The sequence below is a fragment of the Streptomyces sp. NPDC048192 genome (genome assembly GCF_043202415.1).
Taxonomy (GTDB): Bacteria; Actinomycetota; Actinomycetes; order Streptomycetales; family Streptomycetaceae; genus Streptomyces.
In genome coordinates this window covers 425,043-439,745 of the sequence record NZ_JBIDAL010000007.1, presented here as the reverse complement: position 1 = coordinate 439,745, position 14,703 = coordinate 425,043, and the positions used below count along the sequence as shown (strand labels likewise).

Genomic DNA, 14,703 nt, shown 5'->3' with positions numbered 1-14,703 from the left:
TCACGCGCCCGAGCCAGGTGCTTTGTCGATTTATGCCCTCGGAGGGTTCCCATGCGATATGCCGATTCCGTCGAGATCGTCGAGGCGTTCTGGGCCCAGGTCTGGAATGCGCATGATCCGGAGAAGGTCGACGATTTCGTGGTCGAGGACTTCGTCATCACCACGGCCGGCGAACGCATCGAGGGGCGGGAGAACTTCAAGAACTGGATCAGGGGCTTCCTCGATCAGGTCGACGACCTGCGTCTGGAGGTCATCGAGTCCTTCCAGAACCAGGACGGCAGCCGTGTCGCCTCCCGCTGGCGGGTCCATGGACGCAACAACGGCGTCCTCGGCACCGTCGCCGACGGACGCCCGATCTCCTTCACCGGCACGGCGATCTGGGCGGTCCGCGAGGACGGCAAGCTTCTGCACAACTGGGTCGAACGTGCGAGCTGGGAGCTGTACCAGCACCTGACGGCGACGCCCGCCGACAGCCGTTGACGCTCACCAGACGCTGACGCGGTGCGGGGCCGGAACGAGGCCGGCTCGCCCCGGCCGTCAGCCGAGCGTGGCCAGCAGGCGCAGCCGTTCGGCCGACGGGGTGCCCTCCTGCGCGCCGCTGAAGATGATCCGGACCCCGGGGTCGTCCGTCAGCCGGACCACTTCCTCGTTGAGCGTCATACTGCCGACCTGCGGATGGCGGTGCTCGCGCTGTGAGGGCAGACAGTCACTGACCGGGTGCTCGGACCAGATGCGTACGCCGGTGGTCGTGCCGGAGTGAGGGGCGACAACCGCTGGGGACGGCCCTTCTGTGGCCGCCGCCGGCCGGGCGGTGGCCTCAGCGGCTCGGCGGTGTGGCGGATGACGGGGTGATCCCGTCGATCAGGTTGGACACCAGCGCGGTGACGAACGCGTCGGTCACCGGCTCGTCCGGGATGAGCAGCCGGTGGTAGACGGCACCCCACAGCTGGTCGACGAGGACCTGGACGTCGACGTCCTCGCGGATCTGGCCCTGCTGCTGGGCGCGCCGCAGACGCTCGCCGGCCAGGCGGCGCCGTTCGCTCGAGTACAGGGAGCGGAAGGCCACGGCCAGGTCCTCGTCGGTCTGGGACTGGCCGATCAGCTCGGTCACCACCCGCCCGGCCGGAGTCGCGGTCATGACGCGGGCGAACGCGCGCAGCTGACTCAGCAGATCGGCGCGGACGTCCCCGGTGTCGTCGAACGCCAAGGTCTCCTCGACGGCGTGGAAGTAGCCGTCGAGGGCCAGGGCGCCCTTGGACGGCCACCACTTGTACAGCGTCGTCTTGCTGACACCGGACAGGCGGGCCACCCGTTCGAAGGTGAGATCGGCGATCCCCTCCCCCAGGAGGATCTCCCCGACCACGCGGAAGACGTCCGCGCGGACCTCGTCGGCGGGCCGGCGGCCGCGCCCGCGGGCCGGGCGCCCGGGTACGCCCTCGGCCTGCTTCGTCACGATGTCTCTCCTTCGGTCGTCGGAACCGGATCAGTGTAGGTAGCCGTGCGGATGTCACGCCCGCCGCGCAACCGATCAAACGGCCCCCGGGACGGCAGGCCGGGCCGCCGGTGCGGGCGGGCCGGGCTCAGGACCGGGTCTCCTTGACCCGGAGGAGTTCGCCGAAGCCGAGACGGGTGACGAAGTCCTCCTGGGCGCGGCGCAGGACCTCGTTGACTTCGTCGACACCGGCCTGGCTGAAGTCGACGACGGTACGGAAGGGCCGGGTGCCGGGCGGGAGGGCCAGCACCCGGGTGATCTCCTCGGCCACGGCCCGTGGGTGGGCGTCGACGCCTGGGGGAAACAGCCCTTCCGTCGCCTGCTCGTTGCGCGCCACCAGCGGATCCAGTTCGGCGTACGCGCGCGTGCGCTCGCCGTCGCCCGCGTGGCCGGCGTTGGGGAAGTGCTCGGTGCCCTGCGTGAAGGGGCCGGGCATCACGATGGTGGTCTCGATGCCGAACTGCCCGACCTCGTAGGCCGTGACCTGGGCCAGCGCGTCGGCGGCGAACTTCGACGCCACGTAGGGTCCGAGGAAGGGCGGCACCACGACCGAGGTGGTGCTGCCGACGTAGACCAGGGTGCCGGAGCGACGCGACCGCATGTGCGGGAGGGCGGCCCGGTTGACACGCTGGATGCCGACCGCGTTGATGTCGAGGAGGCGGTGGATGTCCTCCGGGGTGAACGCCTCGACGTAACCGACGTAGAGGTGTCCGGCGTTGTGGACGACCGTGTCGAGCCGTCCGGCCTCGTCGAGGACGGTGGCGACGGCCGCGTCGGCCGAGGAGTCGGACTGCACGTCGAGTTCGACGACGCGGATGTCCTGTCCCTCGCTGCGCCCGAGCTCCAGGAGTTCGTCGGCCCGGCCGGAGTTACGGCCGTGGATGTCACGCATGCTGGCGTAGACGGTGTGGCCGGCGGCGGCGAGCGCGCGGGCGGTGAGGTTGCCGATGCCGGTGGCGGCGCCGGTGATGAGAACGACCGATGTCATGGCTTTTCCTGTCCGGATGTCGGGTTCGGGACAGCGCTGAGCACTGAGCGCTGCCGGCGCTTCGGAGGGCGCTGTTGCGTCACCGGCCTGCGTCAGGCGAGGCCGCCGTTGGAGTAGAGGACCTGGCCGTTGACCCAGCGGGCGGGGCCGGCGAGGAAGGCGACCGACTCGGCGATGTCCCGGGGCTCGCCCAGCCGTTCCAGCGGGGCGGCCTTGGCGAATCGGGCGATCGTCTCCTCGTCCTTGCCCTCCAGGAACAGCGGGGTGGCGACCGGGCCGGGGGCGACCGTGTTGACGGTGATGTCCCGGCCGCGCAGTTCCCGGGCAAGGATCAGGGTGATGCTCTCCACGGCCGCCTTGCTCGCCACGTAGGCGCCGTACGTCGGGAGCTGGGTGCGGGTGACGGACGTGGACACGTTGATGATCGCGCCGCCCCGGCGAAGCCGGCGGGCGGCCTGCTGGGAGACGACGAAGGTGCCGCGGATATTGGTGCGGTGCATGCGGTCGAGGTCGTCCAGACTCAGCTCGGCGATCGGCGCGAGCACCATGATCCCGGCGGTGCTGACCACCACGTCGATGCCGCCGAACGCCGTCTCGACGGCGTCGAAGGCGGCCTGCATGTGCTGCTCGTCGGCGACGTCCCCGCCGACCGCGAGGGCCTGTCCCCCGGACGCGGTGATCTTCTCGACTAGGGCTTCGGCCTTGGCCTTGTTCCCGGCGTAGTGCGCGGCGACAGCGAAGCCGTCCGCGGTGAGCCGCTCGACGACGGCCTGGCCGATGCCGCCGGTAGCGCCCGTGACGAGGGCGACGCGCGGGGTGGTGGCAGGGGTGCACATGATCTTCCTCCAATGGATGTGGACGCTGAGTCCATATAAGCAGAATATGAACGTGCCGTCCACATGTTCCGACCCGCGGCACCGTAACCCGGCACCCGGGAGGGTCAATGTCGCGCAGGCGCGCGTAGAGGCGCATGAGCAGAGGGGAAGGGGTTACTCCGCCGTGTGATCCGGAAACGGAGACCGTGGTCGCCCGACTCACCCTGGACGGAGACCTGATCTCGTGAGCAAGGCCGCTCTGATCATCATCGACATGATCAACACGTACGACCACGAGGACGCGGAACTGCTGCTCCCCTCGGCCGAGTCGGTCGTGCCGGTCGTATCCGACCTTGCGGAGCGCGCGCGGCACCGCGCCGTGTCGGTCATCTACGTCAACGACAATTTCGGCGAGTGGCGCTCCCATCACGGCGAGCTGCTCAACCGTGCCCTCGCCGGCCCGCACGCTCGACTGGTGGAACCGCTGCGGCCCGATGCGGACTCCCTGTTCGTCCTCAAGACCCGGCACTCGATCTTCTTCGACACCCCGCTCGAGTACCTGCTGCGGCAGCAGGGCATCGAGCAGCTGGTGCTCTGCGGACAGGTCACCGAACAGTGCGTGCTCTACTCGGCCCTGGACGCCCACATCCGGCACTTCCAGGTGACCGTCCCCAAGGACGCTGTCGCGCACATCCATGACGATCTCGCTCGGGCGGCGCTGCGGATGATGGAGCGGAACATGGGCGCCCGCGTGTGCGCCAGCCAGGACCTCTGGATGTGACAGGCCCTGCGGTGAGGGCTGCGGATTCCTCGATCTTGGGCATGCGTAGATCACTGATCTTGACTCGCTGCCCGGGAGGAAGCCCGCATGGCCACACCGACGCGCCCTGTTCGCCGTGCACATCGAGCACGGCGGTTCGATCTGCGCGCCACCGCAGTGTTCTTCGCACTGCTGGCGATCATCTTCTGCGTCCTGGCGTTCCTGCTGCGCACCGCGGCCGGCATCGTGGAGCGCCGTCCGCTGTGGGCCGTGATCCTCACCCTGCTCTGCGTCGCGGGCGTTCTGGCGTCCCGGTCCCGGTGGCGCAAGGCATCCGTCACGCGCTGCGCCGGCCGGGCCGCCCGGGCGCTGGAGGAGGCGGCCGAGCTGGCGTCCGACGACCTGCGCGACACGGCGGTGGTGACAGCCGACCCGCCCGCGGCACGGGCCGGCGGACCGGCAGAGCACGCCAGTGCCGCGGAGCCGGCAGTCACCGACGGCTGCTTGGCCGACTACGCCGCCCTCGATCCCGACGCCTTCGAGCAGGCCATAGCCGACCTGTGCACCGACAGCGGCTGCCGCGAGGTGGAAGTGGTGGGAGGCGCGGGCGATTTGGGCGCTGACGTCGTCGCGGTCACGCCGGACGGACGGCGCCTGGTCATCCAGTGCAAGCAGTACGGCGACAGCCACAAAGTCGGCTCACAGGACGTCCAGCGCTTCGGGGGCACCTGTTTCACCATTCACGACGCCGACGTCGCGGTGCTCGTCACGACGAGCGAGTTCACGGAACCCGCGAGGGAGTACGCCCTGCAGTGCGGAATCGTCTGCGTGGACGGTTCCGGCCTCGTGGCCTGGTGCCGCGGCACCGGCCCGAGTCCGTGGCAGCAGACCGGCATCGAACCCTGAGCCGACCTCGGCGGGTGGTGCGGTGGTCCGTGCCGCCCGGGCAGTCGGCGGACAGCTGCCCCAGGGGAGGCCGCGACGTGGACATTGCGGCCTCGTCGGAGCACTGCGGCAGGCGAGTGCATACGGCGACCTGGCGGGGGCAGACGAGAATCGCGGGGCCCGGTGGAACGGCCCGCCTTTCGAGAGAGGTTGTCGCTGTGCTGCTGCCTGCAGAGAGGGAACTGCGTGCCGTGCTGGCCCGCTTCGCCGAGGCCCGTTTCCGCCATGACCTGCAGCCCACCGGCCAGTCGAGCCGGGACCTGGAGGACACCTCCCGCAGGCTGTGCGCCATGACCGGCACCCAGTCGGTGGACCAGGCCCTGGCCGCCGCCGACGCCCTCCTGGAACAGCTGTGCGCGGACCGCCAGGCGTCCGGCAAGGCCGGCCGGACTCTGGCGGCCTGACCGGTAGGCGTCCGGGGGGGGACCGCGCTGTCGGCGGGGTGCGTGGCACGGCCAACCGCGTCCCGGACGGATGACAGCGGGGGCCTTCCTCATTCACCTCGACGCGGCCTGACCTCGCCGTCCGCGTCCACGGAGACTGCCCCTGGCCTCCCCCGGTTGCGGCTCGTCACCGGGCGACCGTGAGCACGGACTTACCTGGGTGTGCCCTCGGACGGCGCGCTCGTGCCCTGCTCGGACATCCGCGGGAGCAAACGCGCTGTCGTGCCCCACCCGAGCCGGGAACGGACCTGATGTCTCCAACTCCCGCTTCCCGCTGCGCCGTAGGCGTGCACCGCCCTTACCGCGGGCAACCGGATAGCCCAGGGACGTGCACAGAGCGCGACGGCCCGGGTGACGACCAAGCAAGGAGGTCCGCGATGGAATGGTGGGGCTGGGTGGTCCTGCTGCTCGCGGTGGCGGGATTGCTCGCCGCGACAACGTTGGCAGTCCAGGCGAAACGCCGCAACGGCACGGTGATCGCGGTGCGTTCGGGTCGCCGGAGCGGCGGGGAGGGGGGACGGTGAACACCCTGATGCTCGCCTCCGAACTGACCAAGCGCGTGGTCGTGACGCTCGGCGGCGAAGCGGTCGCACAGATCCGCGACACCGTCTTCGACGCCCAGGCCGGCCGGATCACGGGCTTCACCCTGAGCGGGCGCGGGCTGTTGTCCGGCCCCCTCAAGGAGAGCCTCCCCTTCTCCGGAGTGCACGCCATCGGAGCGTCCGCCGTGATGATTCCCAGTGAGGCGGTCCTGGAGAACCGAAATGCTGTCGTGGGGACCGGCGAAGCCGAACGCGGCCAGGTCATCGGCGCGCCCGTCCTCACCGACCAGGGATGCGAGGTGGGCACAGTCCTGGACGTGGTGATCGAAGCCGGCGTCGGCGGACGGGTCATCGGCTTCGAGATCGCCGCCCATGAGAACCTCGATTCCCGGAAGCGGAAGACCTTCATCCCGCGCGGCGAGACGCTGGCCGTCTCGGGCCGCGCCCTGGTCGTCCCCGCGCACGCCGGCCGCTTCGTCGCCGACGACCTGCCCAGCTTCAGCGCCCAGGTCGAGGCCTTCCGTGCGCAGACCGCGCAACCGTACGCAGGCCGGCCCACGGCCCGAGAAGGAGGCCCGGCATGATGATGTTCTCCCAGGCCCTGGGCCTGCCCGTGATCACCGCGGAAGAGGCCGAACAGCTCGGGCGCGTGGAGTCGCTGACCGTCGATGCCCGTAACAGGAGGGTCACCTGCCTGCGGCTGTCCGGGGCTCCGAAGCACGCCGCGACCATCGCCTGGAACGCGATCGAAGCCGTCGGACGGGACGCCGTCATCGTGCGCTCCCGCACCGGCGCGGATCCCGGGCAGAGCGACGTTCCCGCCCACCACGAGGCCCTCGGGCAGCGGGTGCTGACGGAACACGGCACCGCGCACGGCACCGTCAAGGACATCGCCTTCGACAACTCCACCGGGCAGATCCTCACGCTCTATACGGCACTCGGCGACATCCCCGCAGACCGCCTCCTCGGCCTCGGCTCGTACGCCGTGGTGGTGGGCGTCGTGCCGGAGAGGAGTCCGGGGGCACGGGAGTGAGCCGCGGGCGGTCGTAGTCACTCGGAATTCGATGCCGGCGGATTCGCCGTCGCGTCGCTGGTCGGCAGAGGCCGCGGAGACACGGCGGGCCGGTCGTCGGCGCGGACGTGCCGCTGTCCCGGGCCTGACGCTGTCGCCGACGTCGCCTGCCTTGTCCGCGCCGCCCGCCCCTACCCGCTCCTTGTCACCATGACGTCGTGATCGCGATACTCGCATCGGTCATGCCTGTGACCACGTTCTGTGGGTATGCGGGCCTGATGAGAACCGGCGCTTCGGAACGTGAGGCGGTGTACATGGACGACGCTGGGCATGAGGAAGTCCCTCGGGCGCTCGTAGCGGGTCCGATATCGGTGTCCGAGGCCTTCGAGGGCAGCGAGGAGATCGCCAAGGCTCGTGACCTGGCCCGTGTCTTTCTGACGGATGTGCAGGCGGTGCACGGTCTGCCGGTGTCCCGTCGCGCGATGGGCATGGTTCAGCTGGTGGTGAGCGAGCTGGTGACCAACGCCCGGAAGTACGCGCCCGGCCCGTGCCTGCTGACGCTGATGATCGAAGAAGGGGCCGTCCGGGTGAGCGTCTGGGACAGCGGTACGGCGCTGCCGGCCGTCCTGGCGCCGGACCCGAGCCGCATCGGGCAGCACGGACTCGAGATCGTGATGGCGGTCTGCCAGAGCTTTGCCGTTCGCCGTGAGCCGGTGGGCAAGCGCATCACGGCCACGGTGGCGTTGGCCGATGATCCCGGCGCAGACGCGTCGGCCGGCAGCCGCTATGACCACGCCAGGTCCGGAGGGACTCGCCCTCGGTCTCCGCAGACGGCTCACGCCGATCGAACCGGTGGGAAACGCGCGCCGTCCGGGCCCGCAGGGATGGTGCTGGTCTCCAGCACGGCCGGCCAGGTCTGATCCCGTGGCCACCTTCTTGGCCATGTCCCCAGGGTCGCCGGGATGACACACAACACTGTCGACCCGGCGACGATCACACCGGAGATGGCTGCTCAGATCCGCACGTGGCGATGCGACGAGGAGTACTCCTGGCGCGCTGTGGCCCAGGCCGCGTCCGATCTGTGGGGCTCCGAATGGGGCAGCAACCAGCTCTTCGGCCAGGACCTCTGCGTGGCCGCAGCGAGACTGCTGGGTGAAAACCCCTACCGGGAACCTTGGAACTGACGCTCGCCGGATGGCGCGATGCCTTTGCATTGCACCATCCGAGGGGCACGGCCCCGGGCGCTCCAGGCCGCAGGTTCCAGGCCCGTCCGACCTTCCCGGTGGCCCCCGCCGGGTGGTGAGCGTGGTCATGGCCTTAACCTGCCGCCATGACTGACACCGCCACTCTCACCCCACGTGAAGCCTTCGAGATGCTGATGGCCGGCAACGACCGGTTCGCGGACGGCACGCCGGAGCACCCGAACCAGGATGCCGCCCGCCGCGCCGAGATCGCTCCCGGCCAGCAGCCCTTCGCCGTTCTGTTCGGCTGTTCGGACTCCCGCCTCGCCGCCGAGATCATCTTCGACCGCGGGCTGGGAGACCTGTTCGTGGTGCGCACCGCCGGCCACGTGATGGGCCCGGAGGTGCTGGGCAGCATCGAGTACGGCGTGAGCGTGCTGGGGTGCCCGCTCGTGGTGATCCTCGGTCACGACGCGTGCGGCGCGGTCGCGGCCACCCGGGCCGCGGTGGACGGGGGCGCCACCGCCGACGGGTTCGTGCGCGACGTCGTCGAGCGGGTCACCCCCAGCGTGCTGGCCGCCCGTGCCGCCGGCGCCACCACCGACCAGGACTTCATCGCCGAGCACGTCCGCGCGAGTGTCGACCTGCTCACCGACCGCTCCCGGGTACTGGCCGACCAGGTCGCCGCCGGACGGACGGCCGTCGTGGGCCTGTCCTACCGCCTGGCCGACGGCCGCGCCCACCTGGTCGCCGCCCGCGGCCTCGACCTCCCCACCGAGGCCCAGGCCACCGCCTGACTCCACACGGCCCCCTTGCGGCCTGGACTCCGCCGACCCGCGGGCGGTACGACGCCGCGGGCGCGGTGACGACGGCGCCGACCGTGTGTGTCTCACACCGGCTCGGCGCCGGTCCGGGCCGGGGCCGTGCGCGGTGAGCTCGGAAGGTGTGTGAGGAAGTCCCGCAGCGCGGCCGCGACGGCACGCGGGGCTTCCGCGGGGAGCAGGTGACCGACGTCAGGGACGGTGGTCAGGGTGGCGTGCGGGATGTGCGGCAGGAGGTGCTCGCGCAGCACGGACGGTGGTTCCACCACGTCCTTCTCCCCGGCCAGCACGGCCACCGGCACCTCGATCCCCTGTACGGCGGCGGTGATGTCCTGTGCGATCCCGTGCAGCGGCCACTCCAGCCTCGCCTCCGCGGTGGCGGCCAGGCTGTCACGCACCGCGGCAGCCCGCACGGCCTCGTCCAGCGGCGTGGCTGTCAGGACATGGTCGAGGGCGTCCGCCACGGTCTCCGGTGAGTCGTAGGCGTGGGACAGACCCCGCTGGTACTCCTCGGTCACCGTGGCGGGCGGCTGCGGGGGCGCGGGTGCGACGAGCACCAGGCCGACCAGTCCCGCGGGCCGGCGGGCCGCGACCAGCTGGCTCACCTTGCCGCCCATCGAGTGACCAACGAGGACGAACGGTCCCGGCGCGCATGTCTCGGTCACGCCGGCGAGATCGTCGGCGACCTGGTCGAGGTGCCAGGGGCCGGGAAGGGTACGGGAGGTGCCCCAGCCACGCTGATCGAAGCGGACCGTGGCCTGCCCGGACGGCAGGTGGCCGATCACGCCGCTCCAGGTGTCCGCGGAGCCGCCCCAGTAGTGCGCGAACACCAACGCCGGCCCGGTCCGACCGGCGACTCGCACGTCCAGGGTCCCGCCCCGCACGGGCACCTGCATGGTGGATTCCGTCATCGTCCTGCCTCTCGTCTCGGCTGCGGCGGAGCGGCCGCCGCCCTGCGCCGCAGCCCCAGCGGGTAATCTGACGTGCCCGTCAGACGCATGTCCGACCGTATGGGCAGCGATGCCCGCTGCTCGGTGAAAAGGGACCCGACGCTTGTGGAAAACGGACACAGTCCCGTGCGGCAACTGCGCTACCTGCCTGCCGTCGGATCACCGTACGGCGTGGAGGTCCTCGACTTCACCGCGCTGCGGGCCATGGACACCCACCGCCGTCGCGTGCTCCCGCAGCGCCCCGACTTCCATGTCTTCGCCCTGGTCGGCTCCGGCACCGGCACGCACGAAGCGGACTTCCAGAGCTATCGGCTGACGCGAGGAAGCGCCCTGTGGATCAGGCCCGGCGCGGTGCACCGATGGAGTGATGTCGACGCCTGCGACGGCCCGCTCGTCCTCTTCCGGCCCGGCTTCCTCTCCGGCTTCACAGCGGCCGAGGCGACCGCGCCCGTCTGCTGGCACCTGGACCGGCCCCAGCTGAGCCTCGCCCTCCTCGCAGCCGAACACCTCGGCCGCGAGCACGACGCTGCGTCGACGGCACCACGCCTGGCGTCGCCCGCGCTGCTCTCCCACCTGCTGGCCGCGCTGATCCTGCGCGCCCTGCCGGACACACCGGCCGCTGCCGACGCGGTACCGGCCGGCGACCGGCACACGGAGGTGTTCCGCGACTACCGAGCCGCCGTCGAGGCCCACTTCGGCGACTGGCACCAGGTCGCCGACTACGCGCGAGCGCTGGGCTACGACGTGCGCACCCTCACGCGGGCCACGCGCGCCGCCGCCGGCATCGGCGCCAAGGCGTTCCTCGACCAGCGCATCCTGCTGGAAGCCAGGAGACTGCTCGCCCACACCGACCTCCCGGTCACCGGCTGCGCCCGGCGCCTCGGCTTCCGGGACTCCGCCAACTTCACCACCTTCTTCCGACGCCAGGCCGGCCTGCCCCCGGCCGCCTGGCGCACCGCATACGGCGCAGCGCGAGCGGCGCCCGACCGTTCCTGACCCAGGAGCCGCGCCGGTTTCGCGGCCCGGCACAGGAGATCGGATCACGTACGCTCACGCCCATGGTCGAGCATCGAATGGTTGACGTGAACGGCGTGCGGCTGCACGTCGCCGAGCAGGGCGCCGGCCCCCTCGTGGTGCTCCTGCACGGCTTCCCCGAGTCATGGCACTCCTGGCACCGCCAGTTCGGCCCGCTCGCCGACGCCGGCTTCCGCGTGGTCGCGCCCGACCAGCGCGGCTACGGGCGGAGCGAACATCCCGACGCCGTCGACGCGTACACCATCCTCCACCTGGTCGGCGACGTCGTCGGCCTGATCCAGGCCCTCGGCGAGGAGAGCGCGTACGTCGTCGGACACGACTGGGGCGCGCCGGTCGCCTGGCACACCGCCCTGCTGCGGCCGGACATGGTGCGTGCGGTGGCCGGGCTGAGCGTGCCGCCCCCGTTCCGGGGGACGCGGGCTCCGCTCGCCGCCATGGACGAGATGTTCCAGGGCCGCTTCTACTGGAACTACTTCAACCGTCCCGGTGCCGCCGACGCCGAGTTCGCCGAGGACACGCGCACCACGCTGCGGAAGTTCCTCTTCTGGGGGTCCGGCGAGGGTCCGCACGCCGGCGACGGCCGGCAGCCACTGGTCGACCCCGAGCGTGGCTGGCTCGCGGACATGGAAGACCCCGACGTGCTCCCGGAGTGGCTCACGGCGGACGACCTCGACGCTCTCACCGAGAGCTTTTCCCAGGGCTTCACCGGTGCGCTCAACTGGTACCGCAACCTCGACCGCAACTGGGAACTGACAGCTCCCTGGCACGGCGCCCGCGTCACCCGGCCCGCCCTGTACATGTACGGAGACCGCGACGTCGTCCCCGCCTTCCCCGGCACACCCGAACTCATCGCCCAGCTCCCCGAGCTGATGCCCAGCCTGTGGCGCGAGCCCCTCGTACTGGAGGGCTGCGGCCACTGGACCCAGCAGGAACGCCCCGCCGAGGTGAACGCGGCCCTCGTCGCATTCCTCACGGCCCACCGCTGACCCGGTCCCCGCTGCTGAAAGGTGTGCGGGCGCCGGGTATGCCGGCCGGATCCCGGGGCACACGCTTCGACGTACAGCCCATGTGAATGGTGATGGTGAGGGAGACTCTCGATGCTCATGGCACACCCGGCCGTGCTGACGAACCTGATCGAGCAGTACGAGACGCTGCGTATCCTGCAGGCCGAGGACGGCAGCCCGGAGGTACGCCAGCGTCTGGACGATGTCGCGTACACCTTGTGCGTGGCGACCGGCACGCGTGACATCGACGCCGCGCTCATCGCCGCCCGCTACCGGTTGCCCGGCGCCCGTCCCCACGACGACTCCCTGCTCACCGCCTGACCGTTCCCGTGGGTCGCGCTGTCAGTACCGTGGAAAACACCCCCTGACCAGCCCCGAGCTTCCGAACCGGCCATCAGACGCGAGTGCCCTGATGGCCGGTTCTGCATGCCAGGCCGGGCGCCATCACGCCCCATGGGCGTCGGGAACATCCCGCACCACTGCAAGGGTGAGGCTGCACGCACACGGCCGGTGCTCCGCCCAGCGGGCGGAGCACCGGCCGTGTGACAAGTCCTAGACCTCGCCGCGCCAGGCGCCGGTCTCGACGCCGCCGCGGGATTCGATGAACTCCTTGAACCGCTTGAGGTCGCCGGTCGCCTGTCGCTTGACGAAGCCGAGCTTGTCGCCGACGGTCTCCGTCAGACCCGTGGGGTCGTACTCCAGTTGGAGCATGACCTTGGTGCGGGAGTCGTCCAGGCGGTGGAACGTGACGACGCCGGCCTGCCGGGCGTCACCGTCCACCGTGGTCCAGGCGACCCGCTCGTCGGGGATCTGCTCGGTGATCTCCGCGTCGAACTCACGCTCGACCCCGCCGATCCTGGTCACCCAATGAGTGAGGGTGTCTGTGCGCTGTTCGATGCGCTCGACACCATCCATGAACTGGGGGAAGTCCTCGAACTGGGTCCACTGGTCGTACGCGGCGCGGACCGGGACGCGGACCTCGATGGACTCTTCAACCTGCGACAACGGTGCTCTCCCTTCTCCTCGGACGGTGCACAGGCCACGCAGCCGGCCTGGTGCCGCTCCTTGAGAGGGTTCGGGTTTCCATCAGTTCCCCGGTGATGCATCGAAGGGCCGGTCGAATGAACACTCCCGCTCCCGGAGGCAGTGCCAGGGGATCGTTCCCCGCGAGAGAGGAAGCGATCGGTGTGAGACTGAGCAGGAAGAGGTGATCCCCGTGCCGGAGCCGGAGCCAGTGCACACGTCCGTCGGTCCCAACCCCGACCCCGCCGTCGGCGAGAACCGGCTGGAAGAACTGATCACAACGGCGCAGGCGGCCCTGCCCGTCGAACTGCCCGCTCTCGCCGACCAGTGCGCGGCGGCTCTCGGCCTGGGCTCCGCGCAGATCTACCTCGTCGACCTGCAGCAGCGGGTGCTCGTGCCGCTCGACGAGGCCTTGGAACCACTGCCGGTGGACCGGTCGTCGGCCGGCTGGGCGTACCGCACGATCTCCCCGCGGGTGGCCGATGCCGGTGACGGCTTGATCGTGTGGATGCCTCTGCTCGACGGTGCGGAACGGCTGGGCGTGCTGGCGGTGCGCACTGCCTCGCTCGACGCGGTGCTGATGCGCCGCAGCCGGATACTGGCCCATCTGTTCGCGATGCTGATCACGTCCAAGCGCGCCTACAGCGACTGGCTCGCCGCCCGCATCCGCACCGCGACCATGGGGTTGCCCGCCGAGATGGTGCGCGCCTTCCTGCCACCACGCACCATCGGCAGCAGCAGGTGCGTGTCCACTGCGGTCCTGGAACCGGCGTACGCCATCGCGGGCGACGCCTTCGACCACTCCGTGGTCAAGCACGTGCTGCACACCATGATCCTCGACGGTATGGGACACGATCTGACCGCCGGTCTGACCACGTCCGTCGCCATGGCCGCGGCCCGCAGCACCCGCCGCTGCGGTGGCAGCCTGGCCGACATCATCGGCGCCGTCGACCAGGCCCTCGCCCAGTGGCTGCCCGACCACTTCTGCACCGGTGTGCTGTGCCGCCTCGACGCGGAGACGGGCGTGCTGCGCTGGGTCAACTGCGGTCATCCCCCGCCGCTGCTGATCCGTGAGGAGCGGGTGGTCGCGGGGGCGCTGGACAGTCCCCCACAGCCGCCGATCGGTCTGGCCGGGTCGCTCGTCCCCGCGATCCGGGAGATCCACGAGACGAAACTGGAGCCGGGCGACTGCGTCCTGCTCTACACCGACGGTGTCGTGGAGGCCCGCGACGCGGATGGCGCGGAGTTCGGCCTCGACCGGTTCACCGACTTCATCATCCGCTCCAACGCCGCCGGCCAGCGCCCCGCAGAGGTACTGCGGCTGCTCATCCACGCCATCCTGGACCACCAGCGCAACCAGCTGCGCGACGACGCGACCATCCTGCTTTTCGAATGGCGCCCGCAGTACCGGTGACCGGACCTCGGCATCCGTGCAGCGACCCCGCAGAAATAGGAGGAGCAGGGTTCCACTGCTGATTCTGCGGGGCCGGTGCATAACCCACGTACCCGGTGATGCGTCCGACAAGCCCGATTCCTCCCCGCCGTCGCGGCAAGGCGCCGACGTACACAGTGGGGCGGGCGGGGGCCCCGCCCCCGCCCCCCCCCAGAAAGCCCCCTAGAAGACGGTGGGGGCGTCCAGGGGTGATCCAAACGAAAAACCCCCCCCACCGCGCGGCCGCCGCGGGGGCCCCC

18 protein-coding genes and 1 pseudogene are annotated in these 14,703 nt (G+C 70.8%); 13 read left to right on the top strand and 6 right to left on the bottom strand.

What is annotated here, in order from left to right; genetic code table 11:
- The first annotated feature begins 51 nt into the window (after positions 1 to 51).
- A complete protein-coding gene (locus tag ACGFZN_RS17870) occupies positions 52 to 480 on the top strand; it encodes an ester cyclase (RefSeq protein ID WP_393859399.1) in 429 nt (142 codons plus the stop codon).
- A gap of 57 nt (positions 481 to 537) precedes the next feature.
- Here the strand turns inward: ACGFZN_RS17870 and ACGFZN_RS17865 are convergent, their stop codons facing one another.
- The 4 genes from ACGFZN_RS17865 to ACGFZN_RS17850 form a co-directional block, all read right to left on the bottom strand.
- Positions 538 to 732, bottom strand: coding sequence for a hypothetical protein (locus ACGFZN_RS17865; RefSeq protein ID WP_393859448.1), 195 nt, complete (start codon positions 730 to 732; stop codon positions 538 to 540).
- A gap of 85 nt (positions 733 to 817) precedes the next feature.
- Positions 818 to 1,453 carry a TetR/AcrR family transcriptional regulator C-terminal ligand-binding domain-containing protein gene (locus ACGFZN_RS17860; protein WP_393859398.1) on the bottom strand — a complete coding sequence of 212 codons (636 nt, stop codon included), beginning with the start codon at positions 1,451 to 1,453 and terminating at the stop codon, positions 818 to 820.
- 127 nt (positions 1,454 to 1,580) lie between these two features.
- Positions 1,581 to 2,480, bottom strand: a complete 900-nt coding sequence (locus tag ACGFZN_RS17855; protein WP_393859397.1) for an SDR family oxidoreductase — start codon at positions 2,478 to 2,480, stop codon at positions 1,581 to 1,583.
- Positions 2,481 to 2,572: 92 nt separating this feature from the next.
- On the bottom strand, positions 2,573 to 3,316 hold the full coding sequence (locus ACGFZN_RS17850) for an SDR family oxidoreductase (RefSeq protein ID WP_393859396.1): 744 nt from the start codon (positions 3,314 to 3,316) through the stop codon (positions 2,573 to 2,575).
- Between the two features lie 223 nt (positions 3,317 to 3,539).
- Between ACGFZN_RS17850 and ACGFZN_RS17845 the strand changes: the two genes are divergently transcribed.
- From ACGFZN_RS17845 to ACGFZN_RS17810, 8 genes and pseudogenes are all read left to right on the top strand, one after another.
- On the top strand, positions 3,540 to 4,076 hold the full coding sequence (locus ACGFZN_RS17845) for a cysteine hydrolase family protein (RefSeq protein ID WP_393859395.1): 537 nt from the start codon (positions 3,540 to 3,542) through the stop codon (positions 4,074 to 4,076).
- 87 nt (positions 4,077 to 4,163) lie between these two features.
- Positions 4,164 to 4,961, top strand: a complete 798-nt coding sequence (locus ACGFZN_RS17840) for a restriction endonuclease (protein WP_393859394.1) — start codon at positions 4,164 to 4,166, stop codon at positions 4,959 to 4,961.
- Positions 4,962 to 5,158: 197 nt separating this feature from the next.
- Entirely contained in the window at positions 5,159 to 5,404 is a 246-nt protein-coding gene (locus tag ACGFZN_RS17835; RefSeq protein ID WP_393859393.1) for a DUF5133 domain-containing protein, read from the top strand.
- Positions 5,405 to 5,963: 559 nt separating this feature from the next.
- Positions 5,964 to 6,569: a PRC-barrel domain-containing protein gene (locus ACGFZN_RS17830; protein ID WP_393859392.1), complete on the top strand. Its 606-nt coding sequence runs from the start codon at positions 5,964 to 5,966 to the stop codon at positions 6,567 to 6,569.
- The gene (locus tag ACGFZN_RS17825) at positions 6,566 to 7,018 is read left to right on the top strand and encodes a PRC-barrel domain-containing protein (RefSeq protein WP_393859391.1); all 453 of its coding nucleotides are present in this window, start codon (positions 6,566 to 6,568) and stop codon (positions 7,016 to 7,018) included. The genes ACGFZN_RS17830 and ACGFZN_RS17825 overlap by 4 nt, the downstream gene beginning before the upstream one ends.
- Before the next feature lie 293 nt (positions 7,019 to 7,311).
- A pseudogene (locus ACGFZN_RS17820) lies at positions 7,312 to 7,770 on the top strand (ATP-binding protein); the annotation flags it as partial.
- A gap of 189 nt (positions 7,771 to 7,959) precedes the next feature.
- The gene (locus tag ACGFZN_RS17815; protein WP_393859390.1) at positions 7,960 to 8,181 is read left to right on the top strand and encodes a hypothetical protein; all 222 of its coding nucleotides are present in this window, start codon (positions 7,960 to 7,962) and stop codon (positions 8,179 to 8,181) included.
- Between the two features lie 146 nt (positions 8,182 to 8,327).
- Positions 8,328 to 8,975, top strand: coding sequence for a carbonic anhydrase (locus ACGFZN_RS17810; protein ID WP_393859389.1), 648 nt, complete (start codon positions 8,328 to 8,330; stop codon positions 8,973 to 8,975).
- 92 nt (positions 8,976 to 9,067) lie between these two features.
- On the opposite strand, the gene ACGFZN_RS17805 is transcribed toward ACGFZN_RS17810, so the two are convergent.
- Positions 9,068 to 9,910, bottom strand: coding sequence for an alpha/beta fold hydrolase (locus ACGFZN_RS17805; RefSeq protein ID WP_393859388.1), 843 nt, complete (start codon positions 9,908 to 9,910; stop codon positions 9,068 to 9,070).
- A 144-nt stretch (positions 9,911 to 10,054) separates the two neighbouring features.
- On the opposite strand from ACGFZN_RS17805, the gene ACGFZN_RS17800 reads away from it, so the two are divergent.
- The 3 genes from ACGFZN_RS17800 (at position 10,055) to ACGFZN_RS17790 (ending at position 12,309) form a co-directional block, all read left to right on the top strand.
- A complete protein-coding gene (locus ACGFZN_RS17800; RefSeq protein ID WP_393859387.1) occupies positions 10,055 to 10,945 on the top strand; it encodes an AraC family transcriptional regulator in 891 nt (296 codons plus the stop codon).
- Positions 10,946 to 11,007: 62 nt separating this feature from the next.
- A complete protein-coding gene (locus ACGFZN_RS17795) occupies positions 11,008 to 11,970 on the top strand; it encodes an alpha/beta fold hydrolase (RefSeq protein WP_393859386.1) in 963 nt (320 codons plus the stop codon).
- A 111-nt stretch (positions 11,971 to 12,081) separates the two neighbouring features.
- Positions 12,082 to 12,309 carry a DUF5133 domain-containing protein gene (locus ACGFZN_RS17790; RefSeq protein WP_393859385.1) on the top strand — a complete coding sequence of 76 codons (228 nt, stop codon included), beginning with the start codon at positions 12,082 to 12,084 and terminating at the stop codon, positions 12,307 to 12,309.
- A gap of 231 nt (positions 12,310 to 12,540) precedes the next feature.
- On the opposite strand, the gene ACGFZN_RS17785 is transcribed toward ACGFZN_RS17790, so the two are convergent.
- Positions 12,541 to 12,993 carry an SRPBCC family protein gene (locus ACGFZN_RS17785; RefSeq protein ID WP_393859384.1) on the bottom strand — a complete coding sequence of 151 codons (453 nt, stop codon included), beginning with the start codon at positions 12,991 to 12,993 and terminating at the stop codon, positions 12,541 to 12,543.
- A 211-nt stretch (positions 12,994 to 13,204) separates the two neighbouring features.
- Between ACGFZN_RS17785 and ACGFZN_RS17780 the strand changes: the two genes are divergently transcribed.
- Positions 13,205 to 14,425, top strand: a complete 1,221-nt coding sequence (locus ACGFZN_RS17780; protein WP_393859383.1) for a PP2C family protein-serine/threonine phosphatase — start codon at positions 13,205 to 13,207, stop codon at positions 14,423 to 14,425.
- Positions 14,426 to 14,703 lie beyond the last annotated feature (278 nt).

What these genes read in the sequence shown, in the direction of transcription:
- ACGFZN_RS17825 (WP_393859391.1), top strand. Translation starts at nt 6,566, where the DNA reads ATGATGATGTTCTCCCAGGCCCTGGGCCTGCCCGTGATCACCGCGGAA.
- ACGFZN_RS17840 (WP_393859394.1), top strand. Translation starts at nt 4,164, where the DNA reads ATGGCCACACCGACGCGCCCTGTTCGCCGTGCACATCGAGCACGGCGG.
- ACGFZN_RS17810 (WP_393859389.1), top strand. Translation starts at nt 8,328, where the DNA reads ATGACTGACACCGCCACTCTCACCCCACGTGAAGCCTTCGAGATGCTG.
- ACGFZN_RS17815 (WP_393859390.1), top strand. Translation starts at nt 7,960, where the DNA reads ATGACACACAACACTGTCGACCCGGCGACGATCACACCGGAGATGGCT.
- ACGFZN_RS17870 (WP_393859399.1), top strand. Translation starts at nt 52, where the DNA reads ATGCGATATGCCGATTCCGTCGAGATCGTCGAGGCGTTCTGGGCCCAG.
- ACGFZN_RS17805 (WP_393859388.1), bottom strand. Translation starts at nt 9,910, where the DNA reads ATGACGGAATCCACCATGCAGGTGCCCGTGCGGGGCGGGACCCTGGAC.
- ACGFZN_RS17795 (WP_393859386.1), top strand. Translation starts at nt 11,008, where the DNA reads ATGGTCGAGCATCGAATGGTTGACGTGAACGGCGTGCGGCTGCACGTC.
- ACGFZN_RS17855 (WP_393859397.1), bottom strand. Translation starts at nt 2,480, where the DNA reads ATGACATCGGTCGTTCTCATCACCGGCGCCGCCACCGGCATCGGCAAC.
- ACGFZN_RS17790 (WP_393859385.1), top strand. Translation starts at nt 12,082, where the DNA reads ATGCTCATGGCACACCCGGCCGTGCTGACGAACCTGATCGAGCAGTAC.
- ACGFZN_RS17850 (WP_393859396.1), bottom strand. Translation starts at nt 3,316, where the DNA reads ATGTGCACCCCTGCCACCACCCCGCGCGTCGCCCTCGTCACGGGCGCT.